General features: G+C 35.3%; 7 protein-coding genes. 5 read left to right on the top strand and 2 right to left on the bottom strand.

Annotated elements, in window-relative coordinates:
* Positions 1-11 precede the first annotated feature (11 nt).
* From AAFU52_RS11650 to AAFU52_RS11630, 5 genes are all read left to right on the top strand, one after another.
* Entirely contained in the window at positions 12-2102 is a 2091-nt protein-coding gene (locus AAFU52_RS11650; RefSeq protein ID WP_438426492.1) for a fibronectin type III domain-containing protein, read from the top strand.
* A gap of 19 nt (positions 2103-2121) precedes the next feature.
* Complete coding sequence (locus AAFU52_RS11645) at positions 2122-6168, top strand: T9SS type A sorting domain-containing protein (protein WP_438426491.1); 4047 nt, start codon at positions 2122-2124, stop codon at positions 6166-6168.
* 51 nt (positions 6169-6219) lie between these two features.
* The gene (locus AAFU52_RS11640; RefSeq protein WP_438426490.1) at positions 6220-9006 is read left to right on the top strand and encodes a T9SS type A sorting domain-containing protein; all 2787 of its coding nucleotides are present in this window, start codon (positions 6220-6222) and stop codon (positions 9004-9006) included.
* 48 nt (positions 9007-9054) lie between these two features.
* Positions 9055-13077: a T9SS type A sorting domain-containing protein gene (locus AAFU52_RS11635; protein ID WP_438426489.1), complete on the top strand. Its 4023-nt coding sequence runs from the start codon at positions 9055-9057 to the stop codon at positions 13075-13077.
* Between the two features lie 68 nt (positions 13078-13145).
* Positions 13146-16061, top strand: coding sequence for a T9SS type A sorting domain-containing protein (locus AAFU52_RS11630; protein WP_438426488.1), 2916 nt, complete (start codon positions 13146-13148; stop codon positions 16059-16061).
* A gap of 84 nt (positions 16062-16145) precedes the next feature.
* Here the strand turns inward: AAFU52_RS11630 and AAFU52_RS11625 are convergent, their stop codons facing one another.
* Entirely contained in the window at positions 16146-17486 is a 1341-nt protein-coding gene (locus AAFU52_RS11625; protein ID WP_438426487.1) for a RagB/SusD family nutrient uptake outer membrane protein, read from the bottom strand.
* A gap of 12 nt (positions 17487-17498) precedes the next feature.
* Positions 17499-20435: a SusC/RagA family TonB-linked outer membrane protein gene (locus tag AAFU52_RS11620; protein WP_438426486.1), complete on the bottom strand. Its 2937-nt coding sequence runs from the start codon at positions 20433-20435 to the stop codon at positions 17499-17501.
* Positions 20436-20746 lie beyond the last annotated feature (311 nt).

Below are 20746 nucleotides of genomic sequence, written 5' to 3'. Positions count from 1 at the left end.
AAAACAAATAGATGAAATTAAAATATTGCATACTATATATAATGTTGCTTTTTGGAAGCTTAAGTATTAGTATATCTGCACAAGAGAAAAGTACAGAAACTCCTAAGAAAATAGTGGTAAAAGCTTTCGCAAAAAAAGGAGCAATACTATTGCGTTGGGCAGTAACCGATAAATATGCCTGGAAATATAGTAATCAATACGGTTTTGTGGTAGAACGTACAACTGTGCTGCGTGATGGAAAACCTCTAACTAATCCTGAAAAGAGTATAATTTCTGGAGATACCATTAGACCGAGACCTCCAAAAGACTGGGAAAGTTTCATTCAGCAAAACGATATGGCTGCTATTGCAGCGCAAGCTATTTATGGAGAAACTTTTCAAGTAGATAATCAAGAAGAAAATCAATTGCTTAGGGTATTTTATGAAAGTGAAGAGTTGGATCGTCGATTTGGATTTTCATTATTCGCTATTGATCAAGATTTTAAAGTAGCTCAATATGCTGGACTTGGATATGTAGATACCGATGTTAAAGAAAACGAAAAGTATCTCTATAACATAAAAAGTGCTATCCCAAAAGAGCGAATGGAGTTGGAACCCTCTGGAGTTTTTATCAGCACAAAAGACATTGAAGAATTACCACAACCATCTGACTTTTTTGGGTATTTCTATAAAAATGCATTTGTTTTGGTATGGGAGTATGATCAGCTACTCCCCTATTATACAGCATACAATTTGGAAAGATCTGAAGATGGTCAGGTTTTTAATAAAATCAATGATGTTCCCATTACCAAATTAGCAGACACACCATATTCTGGAGTTTCCTATACCGATTCTATACCTCAATATGGTAAAAAATATTGGTATCGTATTGTAGGTATCAACTATTTTAGTGAAACCAGTCCTCCATCTGAAGTGGCAGAATTAATAGGATTTAAAGAAATAAAAACTGAACCTATAATTTCTGGCACAAATATTATTTCTGAAAATGAAGTAGAACTGGAATGGACTTTTGCCGAAGAAGAACAATGGAAACTTAGAAAATACGAACTTTTGCGTGCCGAAAAAGCAGTAGGGCCATATAAAACTGTAATTGATAGCATATCTCCAAATCAGAAAAAGATTACTTACGGGCCATTATCCGATATTAATTATTTTAAGCTCAAAGCTTTTGGGAAATATCAGGATTATAAAGAATCTCCTCCTGCTATGGTACAACCTATAGATAGTATTCCTCCAAAAAAACCACAAGGCCTGGAAGGAATTGTAGACACATTAGGTGTAGTTGCACTAAAATGGGTAAAAAACACTGAATTGGATTTAAAAGGATATGATATTTTGAGAGCCTATCGTAAAGATCAGGAATTCACAAAATTGAATAAAGCCAATCTTATTAATGAAAGTTTTATTGATAGTATCGATATGACCTCTTTTGACAAAGCAGTTTACTATCGATTAATAGCATTAGATAACCGTTATAACGAATCTGTACCTTCGGATACCTTAGTACTTAAAAAACCTGATAGAATACCGCCAACATCTCCAGTATTCAAAACTTATGAAATAAAAGAAGGTGCTGTGGATTTCTCATGGGTCAACAGCTCGTCTGATGATTGGGAAGCAACCGTAGTATATAGAAAAAATGTAACCGACTCTATAACTCAACCCTGGGAGAAAATATATCAGACAAGCATAGATTCTATCACCAGCTTTACAGATACAAAGACCAATCCAGGTAGGAAATACCAGTACACGTTAATTACAGTGGATCAAAGTGGTCTGGAAAGCGAACCGACCCCTCCCGTAGTTATTGTTATGCCAGGAAAATTGATGCAACCCGGGGTAAAAGGATTATATGCAACAGTAGATCGTGAAGGTAAATTTATACAACTCACCTGGCGATTTAAAGAAGAGAATGCTGTAGAGATACAAGTATATAGAAAGAGGGTTGAAGATTCATTTACCTTATATAAACGGTTAGCCCCAGATGATAAAGGGTGGATAGATCAAAATCTAACTCCAAATACTACATATAAATATGCTTTTAAAGCGGTATTTAATGATGGTAGTGTGAGTGAATGGAAAGAGATTGAAGTAAAATATTAATAAAAACATAGTTATGATAATGAGGTTAATACTATTAATACTCTTTTATACAGTACTATCTTTTCCGGTTTTGGCACAAGATCCACCAGAATATGGATTCCTTTCCCGAACAACCATAAATGCAACTCAGCATGCTAATATTCACGATTTTAGTGTTACTACAGATACTGGAGGCAACATACATTCTAGTGGATATTCTAGCAATTCAAGTAATGTAGGGAATACTTATTATCGTTTTGTAATTTTAAATGAACCATTCAATAACACAAGTGTACATATAGAAAATTCTTGGGAATCAATTAGAGAAGATAAAAGGTGTAATGGAAATAAAAGTTTTACCTACCCGAGAAATCAATTTAATGATACCCCTACAAATTCTTATAGTAGATGTAATTTTTCAACAAAAATTTATACAATTCATATCGATCGCCCAGATATGGATGAAATCTGCCCTCAACAAGAAATAACCTTAGGATATGGATTCCATTGGCAATTTAAATTAGATGGTTTAGGTTGGATCGATTTTCCTATATCCAAAAATGGGAGGACTACAACTTTTAGTTTACTAGAATTATTTAGCCTAACAAATACTCCTGATAATCAGTGGAAAAATAGTAACAGCATAAAATTTAAAACAGGGTATAATGGTGAGTTTACGAATATCATTACTCTAGGTATCATTAATTGCTCTCCCAAACTAGACGGGCCTATAGTTGATATTCAACCTACCTGTAGTAATAGTATCAATACGAATGATAATAACAATGGGAGTTTCACAGTTACTTTTGATAGAGAACTCGATGATACCAAACAAGAAAAAATGAACCTGCAGGTATATCGACAAGTAGGAAGCATCTTTGATGGTTATGAATCAAAAGTATTAACCAAAAGTGATTTCACTGGAGCTTCCTATACCTGGGAACCTAAAAACCTACCTGCCGGAACTTATAAATTATTCTGGCAAACCAAAAGTAACAATGAAGGCTTTGATGACATCAGCACAGTACCTGATGCCTATGATGAAAGCAATCCTTTTACACTAACTGCTCCTCCGGCATTATCGGTTAGTGGTACCCCTTCTCCCGTACAATGTTTTGGAGGAAATGATGGAAGCATTACAGTAATTCCAAATGGGGGAACACCAGGAACATCACCCCGCTATCAATATTCGATTGATAATGGAACTACATGGCAACAAGAAACCCTTTTTGATACATTATCAAAAGGAGACTATACCATACTCATTAAAGATAATAATGGCTGTGAAGCCTCTAGCAATACTATAACCATCATTGAACGTTTCATCTCTATTCCTGATGTAATTGGGTTATCTGCACTCATTAATAACCCTACTCTTATCAATGGTAATAATGGACGTATCGTAATCTCTGTATCTGGAGGATCAGAAAGCTATACTAATTATACATGGACCAGAAATGGTAATCCGTTTACGCCCCCTTCGGGATCAACCACTACAAATATCATCAACCTATATGAAGGAATCTATACTATTGTAGTAACCGATAGTAACGGATGTAGTTCTGAAATCGAAACATTCACCCTTACAGATCCTGAACCTATCGACATCTCTATCAATATGACTCCTAATACTGTCGATTGTTCTGATACCAAGGTCAATCTTATTGCAAGTGCAACAGGGGGATTCTTAAACTCTGGTGGGGACTACACTTATCTATGGGATGATGGAACTACCGGAGAAACCTTAAATAATGCAGGAATAGGAACCTATCAGGTAATCGTATCTGATCAAGGAGGAAATAGCCTCTCTAAATCTTTTCAAGTACAAGGACCTGATCCCATAACAGCGATATCATCTGTAAGCAATGTAGCATGTAAAAATGGAAATGATGGAACCATACAATTAACCATCAACGGAGGGACAGGACAATATACCGTAAACTGGACCAAGCTATTCGATAATACCTTCAACAAATCCGGAGCCAGTATAACCGATCTTACAGCCGGATCATACGAGTATACCATTACCGATCAAAATAATTGTACCATCAATAACTTTGGAACCCCAATAGAGGTAACAGAACCTTCTATCGGGATGGAAATATTTGAAGTTACTGCATCACATATAGACAATACCGTCTTTGAAGGGAATACCGGAGTTCTCGAAATCAACATCATCAATAATCAAGGAACACCACTATTCAACTGGCTTAAAGAAGGAAATCCTTTCACCCCGTCAACCGGATCTACAAACACCAAATTAGTCAATCTGGAAGCCGGAAACTATGCTATTGAAGTCACTGATATTGATGGCTGTACTGCAACATTAACACAACCTATTGTAATCACACAGCCTGATCTGTTAGAAATTCAGGATACTACCATTACAAATAGTAGCTGTAAAGATCTTGATGATGGAAAAATTACAGTAAATGTAATTGGTGGAATTCAACCCTATACCTATCTATGGACTAAACAAAGCGACCCTTTATTCTCCAGACCTGATGATCCTTCTATAGACGACCTAGAGCCAGGAGCATATATAGTCACCATAACCGATGATAGTAATGTAGAAATATCCTCGGGAGTATATAACATCACTCAGCCTGATCTGTTAGAAATTAATAGTATAAGTACAACTCCTGTACTTTGTCCACAAGGCAATACAGGAGCAATCGATGTATCTATTACAGGAGGAACTCCTCCTTATACCATACTCTGGGAGGATGGACAAACTACTCAGGATATTCAAAACCTAACTGTAGGACAATACAATATCATGGTTCAGGATGCTAATGGATGTACTACTGATAAAACAATACCTGTAATCAATCAGGATAATCAAATTCAGATTCAAGATGCTTCTTTAACAAATGTATCTACTTATGAAGGAGATGATGGAAGAATCGAATTACAACTCAAAGGAGGATTACAACCTTACACCATAAACTGGATACGACTCTCTGATAATACCAATGTTGGAAACAATGCGGTCATAGACAATCTAATCGCTGATCAATATCAAGTCAGCATTACCGATGCAAATATCTGTACAATTCAGCAAACTTATCAAATAACACAACCTGACATCGTAGATGTAACCATAAAACCACTGGTATGTAACGGGGAGTGTAATGCAGAAATTGAAATTGAAGTAAACAAAGGAAATGGTAATTTTACCTACCAATGGAATACCGGAGATACCACAGATAAAATAACTGGATTATGCGCCGGATCATACACCGTAACCATACAAGGATTTGGAAACAAAACCTTAGTGAGAACCTATCAAATTACAGACCCAGAACCAGTCGATATTAATCTGGGAGAAGATCAGTTTATTTGCTTAGGACAAACTGCTTCATTCTCGGCTCTAATCGATGACCCTAACGCATCATATCTATGGACAGCACAAAACGGATTCTCTAGTAACCAACCTCAAATAACTGTCGATCAAACCGGAGAATATATCGTCACTGTAACTAATGGAAAAGGATGCACAGCAACTAGTAGGGTAGTCGTAAATAAAGTCGACACCGAAATTAATGCAGAATTCCTATATGCCAGCCAGGTATTTACTAATGAAAAGTTCGTAATAATAGATGTGACTTACCCAATACCTGATCAAATTCTGTGGGTAATGCCTGAACAAGCCACTGTAGTAACACAAAATCAAGATCTTATTGAAATCTATTTTGAAAAACCCGGAGAATATGACATCGCGATGATATCCAAATCAGGAAACTGTCAAGAAGTATTTACTCAAAAAATAATCGTCCTAGAAAAAGAAAATCTCGATGATCAAACTGAAGAAGAACTACAAGAACAATTAACTAGCATTAAAGAGTTTAGCATATATCCTAACCCTTCTGATGGAAAGTTCTTTGCAAAAGTAACCCTGAAAGAACAAAAAGATATTAGTATTAAAGTATTTAGCCTGGCGAACAATACCATATTAGAGCAAAAAAAACAATCCGGTAAAAAACAATATGAAATCCCTTTTACTCTACAAGTACCCTCTGGAATATATGCCCTGGTACTGGAAACACCATATGGAAATCATATTAGAAAAATAATTGTGAAATAATTATAGAATACTATTGAAAAGTAATAAGCTAAATGAAAGTTGACAAGAATTATGAAAAAACTCTTATTATACATATCGTTTTTATTGTTTTCTATTAGTTTTTATGGACAATATAAATATCATGTCTCTACAGTTAATGTTTTAGACTTAAGTGCTTCAAGTTGTTTTCTTTCTAATCCGGCAAGTGTAATATCCTCTACCGGAAGTTTGAAAATTGCAGATGGAAGTGATACAACTCTTAGCACTACGACAGGAATATTAGATTTAACTACAAGACCAGGATATTATTTAGTTTCAGCTGGAAGTTGCAGATGGATCGAAGGCCCTAACAGGGGAAAAACATATAGTTTAGGAGGATACAGAATGGATATCGATCCTAACATAGATTCATATTATGAACATAAACCATCTTTTGGGACATTATACTTTGAAAAAGTTAATACAACACAATCTAATGAACTTGACTGTAATGGTGTTACATTAAATGCTACTTCGAGTATTTCTGATACAGATATTATTGAATGGGAATATTCTTTTGAAGGACAATTAGCTACAATAAGTGGTTCTTCAAACAAAAAATCAATATTTATAGATTTTGATAATTTTCCAGTAGATTTTGAGAATAATGCAAATAAAATAATTTATTTCAGATACAAACTAGTTGGTAATGTTTTTTCTCCTTTAAAACCTTATACAATCCTTAACTGCTCACCTGCATTAGATCCAAATATTTCTCCTAACCCAAAGCTTATTCATCCTACCTGTAGTTATAACAATGATGGTAGCTTCACAGTAACTTTTGATAGAGAACTCGATAGTAATGTTTCAGAAAAAATGAGTTTAGTTGTATTTGTATCTAATGGAACATTTGACAATGTTGCCGGGGTAGATATTTTGACAAAAAGTGATTTTAATGGCCGATCTTTTACTTGGAATGCCAATGGTTTAGGGCCTGGCGCCTATATATTGGGTTGGCAAACCAAAAGAGGAGGAAACGATCCTGGCACAAATCCAGACGCTCTTGATTTTAGTAGTGAATTTACACTAGTCGCCCCTCGTGTATTGTCTGTTAGCGGTGATCCTACACTTGTACAATGCTTTGGAGGTAACGATGGTACCATCACTGTAACACCCGATGGAGGAACTCCTCCTTATCAATATTCTATAGTAGGAAGCAATATAGAACCTGTAGGGACCTTATTTGATGGGCTGACCGCCGGCGATTACACGATACTTATCAAAGACAAAAATGGCTGTGAAGCCTCTAGTACATCAATAACTGTTGGCGAACGCTATTCCAGCATACCCAATGTGATTCCTGTACTGGGTACTAGCCCAACTCTTATCAATGGTAATAATGGTCGTATCACCATCTCTGTATCTGGAGGATCTGGTAGCTATACTAGCTATGTATGGACTAGAAATGGTAATCCATTTACTCCTTCTACGGCTTCAACAAATACATCATTAGTAGACCTCTTTGAAGGAGTATATACTATTACAATAACCGATAGTAATGGGTGTAGTTCTGAAATCGAAACATTCACCCTTACTGATCCTGAACCTATCGATATCTCTATTAATATGACACCCGATACTGTTGACTGTTCTGACACTCAAGTCAACCTTATTGCAAGTGCAACAGGGGGGTATTTAAACTCTGGTTCTGACTATACCTACATCTGGGATGATGGCACAACTGGAGCCTCTTTAACTAATATAGGAATAGGAACCTATCAAGTTACCGTGACCGATGATGGAGGAAATAGTCAAAACAAAACATTTGATGTAAACGGACCCAACCCTATTACAGTTACACTTGCCAACAAAAAAGAATTATCATGTAGAGATGGTAATGATGCTGCTATACAATTAACCATACAAGGAGGAACTGGAGATTATGTCATCACTTGGGAAAATATAGTAAACCCAAATTTTAGTGCATTAGGTAATGAACTTAAAAATGTGGGATTTGGATCTTATGTATATCGCGTAGTAGATCAAAATGGATGTTTCACTACAAACTCAAGTCAACCCATAGAATTTATAAACCCTCCCCTATTCTCTATAGACCTGGGAGAAGATCCTTTCTTTTGTGAAGGACAGACAGTAAACATATCTGCTGCTATACAAGATTCTAATGCTTCTTACAGTTGGACATCGGATACTGGATTTACCAGTACAAATCCAGAAATCAATGTAGATCAGCAAGGAACATATACTGTCTCTGTTACCAGTGGAAAAGGATGTGTTGCCCAAGACACCATTACTGTAATAGAAAATATAAAAGAAATTAATGCTCAATTCTTATATGCAAGCCAGGTATTTACCAATGAAAAATTTGTCGTAATAGATGTGACTTACCCAATACCTGATCAAATTCAATGGGTAATGCCCCAAGAAGCTACTATAGTATCACAAGATCAAGATCTTATTGAATTGTATTTTGATAAAGCAGGAGAATATGAAATTACTATGATCTCTAAACTAGGAAACTGTCAAGATACATTTACCCAAAAAGTATTGGTACTACAAAAGGAAATAACAGATGAGCAAAATCAGGATAATCAAAATCAACAGCTAGGAAATATCAGAGAATTTAGCGTATATCCAAATCCTTCTGATGGAAAATTCTCTGCAAAAGTAACCCTGAAAGAACAAAAAGATATTAGTATTAAAATATTCAATCTAGCTAATAATACTATACTTACTCAAAAAAAACAATCTGGTAAAAAACAATATGAAATCCCTTTTACATTACAAGTACCCTCTGGAGTATATGCCCTGGTGCTAGAAACACCATATGGAAGTGATATCAGAAAAGTGATTGTAAATTAATTGATAAGTAGTATTAATGATGATAGTAAAATGATATAAAATCTAAAAATGAAAAAAATAGTACTTATAATATTGGTTTTAACAACGCATATTGGGTTTTCTCAAGATTATGGGTTTTTATTCGTTACAGAAGTACAAGGTACTGAGCACGCTAATGTTTTTAGTGCATCTGTAAGTACAGATTCGCCAGAAACATACCCAAATATAGGATACCGGTCTTCTGAAGCAACGATTAATGAGGTTTATTACGATTTTATTGAATTAAATAACAATTTCAATACGGCTATAGTAAATCTTTCCAGTCACTGGATTTCTATTAGTGATCCTATCAGCTGTGAGTCGGATGATAATTTTACATATACAAGAAATGAGTTTATAAATAATTTAGTTGAATCTAATTCTACAGATTGTAATTTTTTTACAGTTGTTTATCCTATCCATATTAATGATCCCTCTGCAAATGAATTCTGTCCTGATCAAGAAATAGTTTTAAGCTATGGATATCATTGGCAATTCAGTTTTGATGGTATAACCTGGAAGAATTTCCCTGCATCACTAAACACAAAAAGAACAACAAATTTTACACTAACAGAACTATTTAGTTTAAGTGGAACTCCTAGTAGTGAATGGCAAGGCAAACCTAACATTAAATTCAGAACTGGATATAATGGAGAGTTTACTAATACTATAAACATAGGGATCATCAAATGCTCTCCAAAGCTAATAGGCAATCCCCTACCTATCAACCCCACCTGTAGCGATAATGACAACGGTAGTTTCACAGTTACTTTTGATAGAGAACTCGATGATACCAAACAAGAAAAAATGAACCTGCAGGTATATCGACAAGTAGGAAGCATCTTTGATGGTTATGAATCAAAAGTATTAACCAAAAGTGATTTCACTGGAGCTTCCTATACCTGGGAACCTAAAAACCTGCCTGCCGGAACTTATAAATTATTCTGGCAAACCAAAAGTAACAATGAAGGCTTTGATGACATCAGCACAGTACCTGATGCCTATGATGAAAGCAATCCTTTTACACTAACTGCTCCTCCGGCATTATCGGTTAGTGGTACCCCTTCTCCCGTACAATGTTTTGGAGGAAATGATGGAAGCATTACAGTAATTCCAAATGGGGGAACACCAGGAACATCACCCCGCTATCAATATTCGATTGATAATGGAACTACATGGCAACAAGAAACCCTTTTTGATACATTATCAAAAGGAGACTATACCATACTCATTAAAGATAATAATGGCTGTGAAGCCTCTAGCAATACTATAACCATCATTGAACGTTTCATCTCTATTCCTGATGTAATTGGGTTATCTGCACTCATTAATAACCCTACTCTTATCAATGGTAATAATGGACGTATCGTAATCTCTGTATCTGGAGGATCAGAAAGCTATACTAATTATACATGGACCAGAAATGGTAATCCGTTTACGCCCCCTTCGGGATCAACCACTACAAATATCATCAACCTATATGAAGGAATCTATACTATTGTAGTAACCGATAGTAACGGATGTAGTTCTGAAATCGAAACATTCACCCTTACAGATCCTGAACCTATCGACATCTCTATCAATATGACTCCTAATACTGTCGATTGTTCTGATACCAAGGTCAATCTTATTGCAAGTGCAACAGGGGGATTCTTAAACTCTGGTGGGGACTACACTTATCTATGGGATGATGGAACTACCGGAGAAACCTTAAATAATGCAGGAATAGGAACCTATCAGGTAATCGTATCTGATCAAGGAGGAAATAGCCTCTCTAAATCTTTTCAAGTACAAGGACCTGATCCCATAACAGCGATATCATCTGTAAGCAATGTAGCATGTAAAAATGGAAATGATGGAACCATACAATTAACCATCAACGGAGGGACAGGACAATATACCGTAAACTGGACCAAGCTATTCGATAATACCTTCAACAAATCCGGAGCCAGTATAACCGATCTTACAGCCGGATCATACGAGTATACCATTACCGATCAAAATAATTGTACCATCAATAACTTTGGAACCCCAATAGAGGTAACAGAACCTTCTATCGGGATGGAAATATTTGAAGTTACTGCATCACATATAGACAATACCGTCTTTGAAGGGAATACCGGAGTTCTCGAAATCAACATCATCAATAATCAAGGAACACCACTATTCAACTGGCTTAAAGAAGGAAATCCTTTCACCCCGTCAACCGGATCTACAAACACCAAATTAGTCAATCTGGAAGCCGGAAACTACACTATTGAAGTCACTGATATTGATGGCTGTACTGCAACTTTAACACAACCTATTGTAATCACACAGCCTGATCTGTTAGAAATTCAGGATACTACCATTACAAATAGTAGCTGTAAAGATCTTGATGATGGAAAAATTACAGTAAATGTAATTGGTGGAATTCAACCCTATACCTATCTATGGACTAAACAAAGCGACCCTTTATTCTCCAGACCTGATGATCCTTCTATAGACGACCTAGAGCCAGGAGCATATATAGTCACCATAACCGATGATAGTAATGTAGAAATATCCTCGGGAGTATATAACATCACTCAGCCTGATCTGTTAGAAATTAATAGTATAAGTACAACTCCTGTACTTTGTCCACAAGGCAATACAGGAGCAATCGATGTATCTATTACAGGAGGAACTCCTCCTTATACCATACTCTGGGAGGATGGACAAACTACTCAGGATATTCAAAACCTAACTGTAGGACAATACAATATCATGGTTCAGGATGCTAATGGATGTACTACTGATAAAACAATACCTGTAATCAATCAGGATAATCAAATTCAGATTCAAGATGCTTCTTTAACAAATGTATCTACTTATGAAGGAGATGATGGAAGAATCGAATTACAACTCAAAGGAGGATTACAACCTTACACCATAAACTGGATACGACTCTCTGATAATACCAATGTTGGAAACAATGCGGTCATAGACAATCTAATCGCTGATCAATATCAAGTCAGCATTACCGATGCAAATATCTGTACAATTCAGCAAACTTATCAAATAACACAACCTGACATCGTAGATGTAACCATAAAACCACTGGTATGTAACGGGGAGTGTAATGCAGAAATTGAAATTGAAGTAAACAAAGGAAATGGTAATTTTACCTACCAATGGAATACCGGAGATACCACAGATAAAATAACTGGATTATGCGCCGGATCATACACCGTAACCATACAAGGATTTGGAAACAAAACCTTAGTGAGAACCTATCAAATTACAGACCCAGAACCAGTCGATATTAATCTGGGAGAAGATCAGTTTATTTGCTTAGGACAAACTGCTTCATTCTCGGCTCTAATCGATGACCCTAACGCATCATATCTATGGACAGCACAAAACGGATTCTCTAGTAACCAACCTCAAATAACTGTCGATCAAACCGGAGAATATATCGTCACTGTAACTAATGGAAAAGGATGCACAGCAACTAGTAGGGTAGTCGTAAATAAAGTCGACACCGAAATTAATGCAGAATTCCTATATGCCAGCCAGGTATTTACTAATGAAAAGTTCGTAATAATAGATGTGACTTACCCAATACCTGATCAAATTCTGTGGGTAATGCCTGAACAAGCCACTGTAGTAACACAAAATCAAGATCTTATTGAAATCTATTTTGAAAAACCCGGAGAATATGACATCGCGATGATATCCAAATCAGGAAACTGTCAAGAAGTATTTACTCAAAAAATAATCGTCCTAGAAAAAGAAAATCTCGATGATCAAACTGAAGAAGAACTACAAGAACAATTAACTAGCATTAAAGAGTTTAGCATATATCCTAACCCTTCTGATGGAAAGTTCTTTGCAAAAGTAACCCTGAAAGAACAAAAAGATATTAGTATTAAAGTATTTAGCCTGGCGAACAATACCATATTAGAGCAAAAAAAACAATCCGGTAAAAAACAATATGAAATCCCTTTTACTCTACAAGTACCCTCTGGAATATACGCCCTGGTACTGGAAACACCATATGGAAATCATATTAGAAAAATAATTGTAAGGTAACTAATATCCATTTTAAAACATTAACTTAATGAATTAAAGTTAAAGAGGAAAAATCTAAACTTGTCGTCATGAAAAACTTACTTATTTTATTCTGTTGGGTATTTTCTTTCCAAATCTTAGCACAAGTCCCTGAATATTCGCTTTTTGTCTCTAGCAAGCCATATCCTGTCCCTCAATATGGTGTTTGTCTCAATGAAACAGTTTCGTACCAATTCGATGGAGGAAGTCTACAAGTTTTTGATACTGGCATATACGATTTAGGGGTTTCAATTCCGGTTATTGATATAAAACGATATCATAGGGTTGGACTATGGATATCAGTTATAGGTATTCCAGCATGTGATTATTTTTGTAGCAAAACATATGATTTCAAACTTATAAAATTTCAAAGTAAACTTATTGATAAATACAGACCTATTCCTTTTGGTAGCCCTGGTTGGCTTACTGATTTAGACAAATCTTGTGATGTTACTATTCGAACAAATTTTGTTGGAAGTCCAGATAACCCTTTTCATCAATCTGTAATTCTACCAAAATATATACAGCCCGCATCAGAGACTTCAAGAACATTAGATCAGAACCTATTTATCGAGAGCAAAAATCTTTTTTCTGATACTCCTGTGACCATTCCAACTGTAAAATGGCAATATAGCTATGGCGGAGGCTTCTTTTTTAAAGATTTTCCTGATGACATAAAAAATGTTTTTCCACTTAACACCACAATTGAAAATATACTTAGAAATGAGCCTAATGTACAAGGAGGTAAAGTATTAAAAATCAAATATGTTTTTTCCCTTCTAGGACTCCCAACTGTAGAATCACCAATTCTAAATTTTGACATACTTAATAATTCTCCAGCATTAGATCCTAACGTCAATCCAAATCCAAATCCAATTAACCCTTCTTGTAGTGACAAGACTGATGGTAGTTTTATCGTAACTTTTGATAGAGAATTAGATGATACCGTATCAGAGCGAATGAACTTAGTTGTGTATCAATTTGATGGTATAGGGTTTGATATTATTGCAGGAACCGATGTTTTGACAAAAAGTGATTTTAATGGACGATCTTTTACCTGGAATGCCAATGGTCTAGCTCCTGGCACATATAAAATAGGTTGGCAAACAAAGACTGGCACCGATCCATTTACCAATCCAGATGCTTATGATGAAAGTAACCCTTTTAACTTAATAGTCCCTCCTGCTTTATCGGTTAGTGGTACTCCTACACTTGTACAATGTTTTGGAGGTAATGATGGCACCATCACTGTAATACCCGATGGAGGAACTCCTCCTTATCAATATTCTATTGATGGTAGTAACTGGCAAACTAATACTCTTTTTGATGAACTATCGAAAGGGATTTATACTATTTCTGTTCGGGATAGCAAAGACTGTGACGCTACTAGTAATCCAATCAATATCGATGAACGATTTCCAACAATACCATTAGTAGTAGGAATACCAGGATCAATTAATAGCCCAACTCTTATCAATGGTAATAATGGTCGTATCACCATCTCTGTATCTGGAGGATCTGGTAGCTATACTAGCTATGTATGGACTAGAAATGGTAATCCATTTACTCCTTCTACGGCTTCAACAAATACATCATTAGTAGACCTCTTTGAAGGAGTATATACTATTACAATAACCGATAGTAATGGGTGTAGTTCTGAAATAGAAACATTCACCCTTACTGATCCTGAACCTATCGATATCTCTATTAATATGACACCCGATACTGTTGACTGTTCTGACACTCAAGTCAACCTTATTGCAAGTGCAACAGGGGGGTATTTAAACTCTGGTTCTGACTATACCTACTCCTGGGATGATGGCACAACTGGGGCCTCTTTAACTAATATAGGAATAGGAACCTATCAAGTTACCGTGACCGATGATGGAGGAAATAGTCAAAACAAAACATTTGATGTAAACGGACCCAACCCTATTACAGTTACACTTGCCAACAAAAAAGAATTATCATGTAGAGATGGTAATGATGCTGCTATACAATTAACCATACAAGGAGGAACTGGAGATTATGTCATCACTTGGGAAAATATAGTAAACCCAAATTTTAGTGCATTAGGTAATGAACTTAAAAATGTGGGATTTGGATCTTATGTATATCGCGTAGTAGATCAAAATGGATGTTTCACTACAAACTCAAGTCAACCCATAGAATTTATAAACCCTCCCCTATTCTCTATAGACCTGGGAGAAGATCCTTTCTTTTGTGAAGGACAGACAGTAAACATATCTGCTGCTATACAAGATTCTAATGCTTCTTACAGTTGGACATCGGATACTGGATTTACCAGTACAAATCCAGAAATCAATGTAGATCAGCAAGGAACATATACTGTCTCTGTTACCAGTGGAAAAGGATGTGTTGCCCAAGACACCATTACTGTAATAGAAAATATAAAAGAAATTAATGCTCAATTCTTATATGCAAGCCAGGTATTTACCAATGAAAAATTTGTCGTAATAGATGTGACTTACCCAATACCTGATCAAATTCAATGGGTAATGCCCCAAGAAGCTACTATAGTATCACAAGATCAAGATCTTATTGAATTGTATTTTGATAAAGCAGGAGAATATGAAATTACTATGATCTCTAAACTAGGAAACTGTCAAGATACATTTACCCAAAAAGTATTGGTACTACAAAAGGAAATAACAGATGAGCAAAATCAGGATAATCAAAATCAACAGCTAGGAAACATTAGAGAATTTAGCGTATATCCAAATCCTTCTGATGGAAAATTCTCTGCAAAAGTAACCCTGAAAGAACAAAAAGATATTAGTATTAAAATATTCAATCTAGCTAATAATACTATACTTACTCAAAAAAAACAATCTGGTGAAAAACAATATGAAATCCCTTTTACATTACAAGTACCCTCTGGAGTATATGCCCTGGTACTAGAAACACCATATGGAAGTAATGTTAGAAAAATAATTGTGAAGTAATCATAGATGGTATCTATTCTAAGAGAAACTCATAAAAAAACGCCGCAAAAAATTGCGGCGTTTATAATATTAAAAAAAGATCATTTATTCATTTTCTGATAATGGAATAGGAAGTATATTAAATATTTGATCTCCAGTTCTATCAATAGATAATGTACTTGATAAACTATATCTTCTTAAATCAAACATCCTATGATTTTCTGCCCATAAAGAATATCTTCTCTGATTCAACATTTCTGTGGTTAGAGCATCTGCGGTTACTGCTCCTGAATAATTTGGTAAACCAGCAGCATTCCTAATCACATCTAATGCAGTTACTGCATCTGTAAGATTATTAGCCAATATACTTGCTTCTGCATATACCAAAACTAACTCTTCATTTCTAATAACATCTATTGGAGTGACATTAGTAGCATATAGTCTAGTCTCATGAGTCCCTGTAAGACCATCTTGAACACTAGGATCAGGTCTAACAGCAGTTTTTGTAGTAACTCTTGTATCTCCTGCTTCTGCATCATTAATCCAGCTATCATGTACTATGATTTGATCTCCATTGTTTGGTTCTGTTGCAGATACCGATGCTACTCTAAATACTGGGTTAGCTCGGTCATTTCCTCCTCCTAATCCAAAGACATACTTTGGTCCAGTAGTCAAACCAGCGGTAAGACTAAAAAATGAACTCGATAATGATGTTAAAGAACTGCCCCCATCTCCAGCATAAACAGCTGCTACTGCAGCTACCGCTCTATTAAATAAAGCAAATGTACTTGGTGTATCAAAACCAGCAAATCCACTACTTAAAGTAAATGCAAAAGTACTTCCAGCGTTACTTAAATTTGTATTCGCTTCATCTAATAAACTTCTCACTGCAGCTAATGCTGCATCAAATCCTAAAACCGGACCTAAATTATCTGGATCAGAAATATCTACTCTAGCGGTTCCATAAGATTTTAAGATCTGAACTAATTCATAAGCCTTCATTGTTTTTGCATATCCTAAATATCCAGATTTTTCTTCTTCTGAAACTACATTAGTATTGGCTACAGCCTCTATCAAAAGACTAGCATTTTTGACACATCTGTAGCTTCCATTCCATTGTGCTGTACTATAAAATGAATTATTATCTAAGGCCACTCCATCTTTTCCTAATAGATTTCCTGTATTTCTAGGATCAGCATCAAATAAATAAAGTTCGCGTGCCATAGTTCCACTCGCTGTAACTTCTACACCTAATCCATTTCTTGAAGTAGATTCTACTCCTGTTGCAAGTTCATTTAATTGTTTTTTTGATGCACCATTAAGGACTCCTACGACACTTGGCCCATTTGGATCTACAACTTCATCTATAGTACATGAAGTTCCTAATAAAGCAAAAAGTGCTCCGATAATAGTATACTTCATTTTAATTTTAAATATATTTTTCATTATGTGCTTGTATTAAAAATTAACATTTAAATGAAAGTAAAATTGCTGTGAACTAGGGAATGGAGTTACCTCAATTCCGCTTGATAGTCCTGCTCCTCCATTTACTGAAACTTCAGGGTCATAACTACTATAATCTGTAATAGTAAATACATTTCTAGCAGATACTCCTAATTTTATACCTTCAACAGCATCTCCTAACCAATTAGTAACCGTTTTTGAAGGAAGTCTATAGTATATTGCAGCTTCTCTTAATCTTATATAGCCAGCTGGTTCAACAAATCGTAAAGCATCAGCAGTTGATGCCAAACGTGCCTGTCCTTCTGCAGTTTCTAAATCTGGCGACGTTCCTCCTAAATCTGTTAAGAATCTTGATAAATTCAGGTTTTCACCCCCCTTTTTCCATTGTAATAGAAATGAAACATCCCATTGCTTTAATATCGTTAATTGATTATTAAATGACATCTGAAAATCAGGCTCTACGTTCCCTACTTGGGTTAACGTTCCATTAATATTTCCTACTAACTGTGTTACTGGTTTTCCCTCTTCAATATAAAAAGTACCTAAACCTGTACCAAAACCAGCTCCTGGTTGTGCAAATGCAGGAACATCTAATCGAGTAACTTCTGATCTATTTAAATAAAACTGTACTCCTGTATTCCAACGAAAATTATCGCTATCCAATACATCTGCTCTCACAGCTAATTCTACACCTTCATTTTTAAGATCCGCTAAATTTGTAGTTTCTGTAGTAAAACCTGAGGAAGCAGGCAGTGATCTAGATAGAATTAAATCGCTTACTTTTTTACTATAGTATGTGGCTTCTAAAGAAACTCTGCTATTAAGCAATCCAAGATCAAAACCAACCTCGAATTCTGAAGCTGTTTCTGGCTCTACATCTGGATCCCCTTTTAAACCAGCAACAGATGTTCCTCCATTACCTCCAGTATTTGAAGATCCTAAACTCGTAAATGTCGCTCCAAAAGAAGCCGGGTTTCCAGTTTCTCCATACGCAGCTCTAATTTTAAATTGATTAACGGCCTCTACACTCCAAAAATCTAAATTTGCAATATTTACTGCCAAAGAAGCTTTTGGGAATCCATATAGTTTATTAGGATCTCCATTTCTTGAAGATTTATCAAACCTATATCCCAAGGTTGCTATAAACTGATCTTTATAATTTCCTTCTACCTGAGCAAAATAACCAAAATCTTTTTCAGTTGAGAAGAACTGGTCTATTACCTGGTTTACAGATTGATCTACATTGGTTTGTCCCCCAGTTAAATCAGAACCACGACTATTTACCAAATTAGATTCCTGATCTAAATAAGTAATACCAAATTGTGTAGTCAAATCCAAATCACCATTAAGTGAGGTATTGTTCCAAACGGCTATTGCTTGAGCATTGAACTGTGTAAAATTGTTTTTTCCTTGTGCAACAAACCCTTCTTGATTTCCAACTTGAGCTTGGTGTGTTTCTGGTACATATACATAGGTTTCATTTGCCAAATAATCAACTCCTCCATTAAGGATAAGTCGAATTCTATTGTTCTCTCTGGTAAATAGTTTAGTATTCAATTTGAATCCTTGTATAATTCTATTATTTGAATCTTCATTTTTTGCTTGATCTCTTACAAAAATTGGATTCCCAGGATAATTAGGATTATTTGGGTAGTTACCATCAGCGTCAGGATATAAACTATTCCACGGACGGGTAAATGCTAATGTATACCCATAACTTAACCCTCCTTCATTTTCATTTCCTGTAAAACTTCTGCTAGAATTACTTCTTACATAGTTTGTAGTAGAACTAAAATCAAATACATCAGAAATACGATGATCTATATTGGTTCTTAATGATAATCTATCAAATCCTGTATTTTTGATAATCCCTTCTTCATCTCTATATGATCCTCCTACATAAAATTTTGTCTTCTCATTACCTCCGGTAGCATTTATTCTAGTATCGGTTATAAAACCAGTATTACCATAAATTTCATCTTCATAGTCATAAAGACCTCCATTAGAAGCTATAGTAGCATTAAATTTATCTCTTTCTGCTGCATTAAAAGTAGATTCTACAGATGCCGCAGTCCAAGGTCTTAGTCCCAATTTATTTTGAATAACATTAACTCCTGTATCCTGGCTAAAGCTTATTTTTGTTTTACCACCTTTTCCTCTTTTGGTAGTAATAATAACAACACCGGCATTACCCCGTTGTCCATAGATAGCTGCTGCAGAAGATCCTTTTAAAACCTCAATATTTTCAATATCATTAGGATCCAAATCCGCTAATCTATTCCCTGAATTTTCTTCATTCCCTCTGTTTCCTCCTGAAGCAAATCGTAATCCAGATGGAATTTCTACATTATTTATATATACTCCATCTACAATAACCAAAGGCTGATTATTACCATTTATAGAAGAAACTCCTCTTAATCTCAATGCAAATCCTCCTCCAGGTGCACCTGAGGATGAAGTAATATTTACACCTGTAACTTTACCATATAAAGCTCCATCTACAGTAGTTTGTCCAGTATTTCCAACTAATTCTTCGGCAGAAACTGTTGAAACGGCATTAGCTAAATTCGCTCTCTTTATGGATGAACCTAGTCCTGTTACTACCACTTCTTCTAAGGATTCTGTCGACTCAGCTACTTGAATCGTGATATTTCCTGCAGTTGCTACAGATACAGTTTTTTCTGCAAATCCTAATGCAAATACTTTTAGATTTACTGGTAAACTGTTCACAGTAATACTAAAGTTACCATCAATGTCACTAGAGGTACCATTATTTGTTCCTTCTTCAATAACATTCATAAAAGGAGCTCCTTCACCAGTACTCTCAACGACCACTTTTCCCGTAATGGTCTCCTGAGCCAACAACAAAGTCGGAACAAAAATTAGTAATAGCAAAATCTTCATTTTGCAAAAATGATTGTGTTTTTTCATAATGATTTGTTTAAATGTTTGGTTAAATCTATTAAAAGATATTGATAAAACAATGTTAAAACTAACAATTGTTCGCATAAAAACAGCCAAAACACTACCTATTGTGTATTGAAAAACTAAAAAAAGACTTAAAATTTCCGGATTTTTCAGCTTTCCAATTTGATAATTTTATCTACACTTTCTAACTAGTATTTAGTAAAATATTGAAACTTTTGTCTCTTTAAGTTTCTGGAGAAGCATTAAAACAATCTATCCCAATTATATTCTCATAAAAACTATCAACCATCTACCATCAACTAATCCATAAATCT

The organism is Aquimarina macrocephali (assembly GCF_051627225.1).
Classification (GTDB): domain Bacteria; phylum Bacteroidota; class Bacteroidia; order Flavobacteriales; family Flavobacteriaceae; genus Aquimarina; species Aquimarina macrocephali.
The sequence above is the reverse complement of the archived record's forward strand: the minus strand, read 5'-3'. Positions and strand labels throughout refer to the sequence as shown.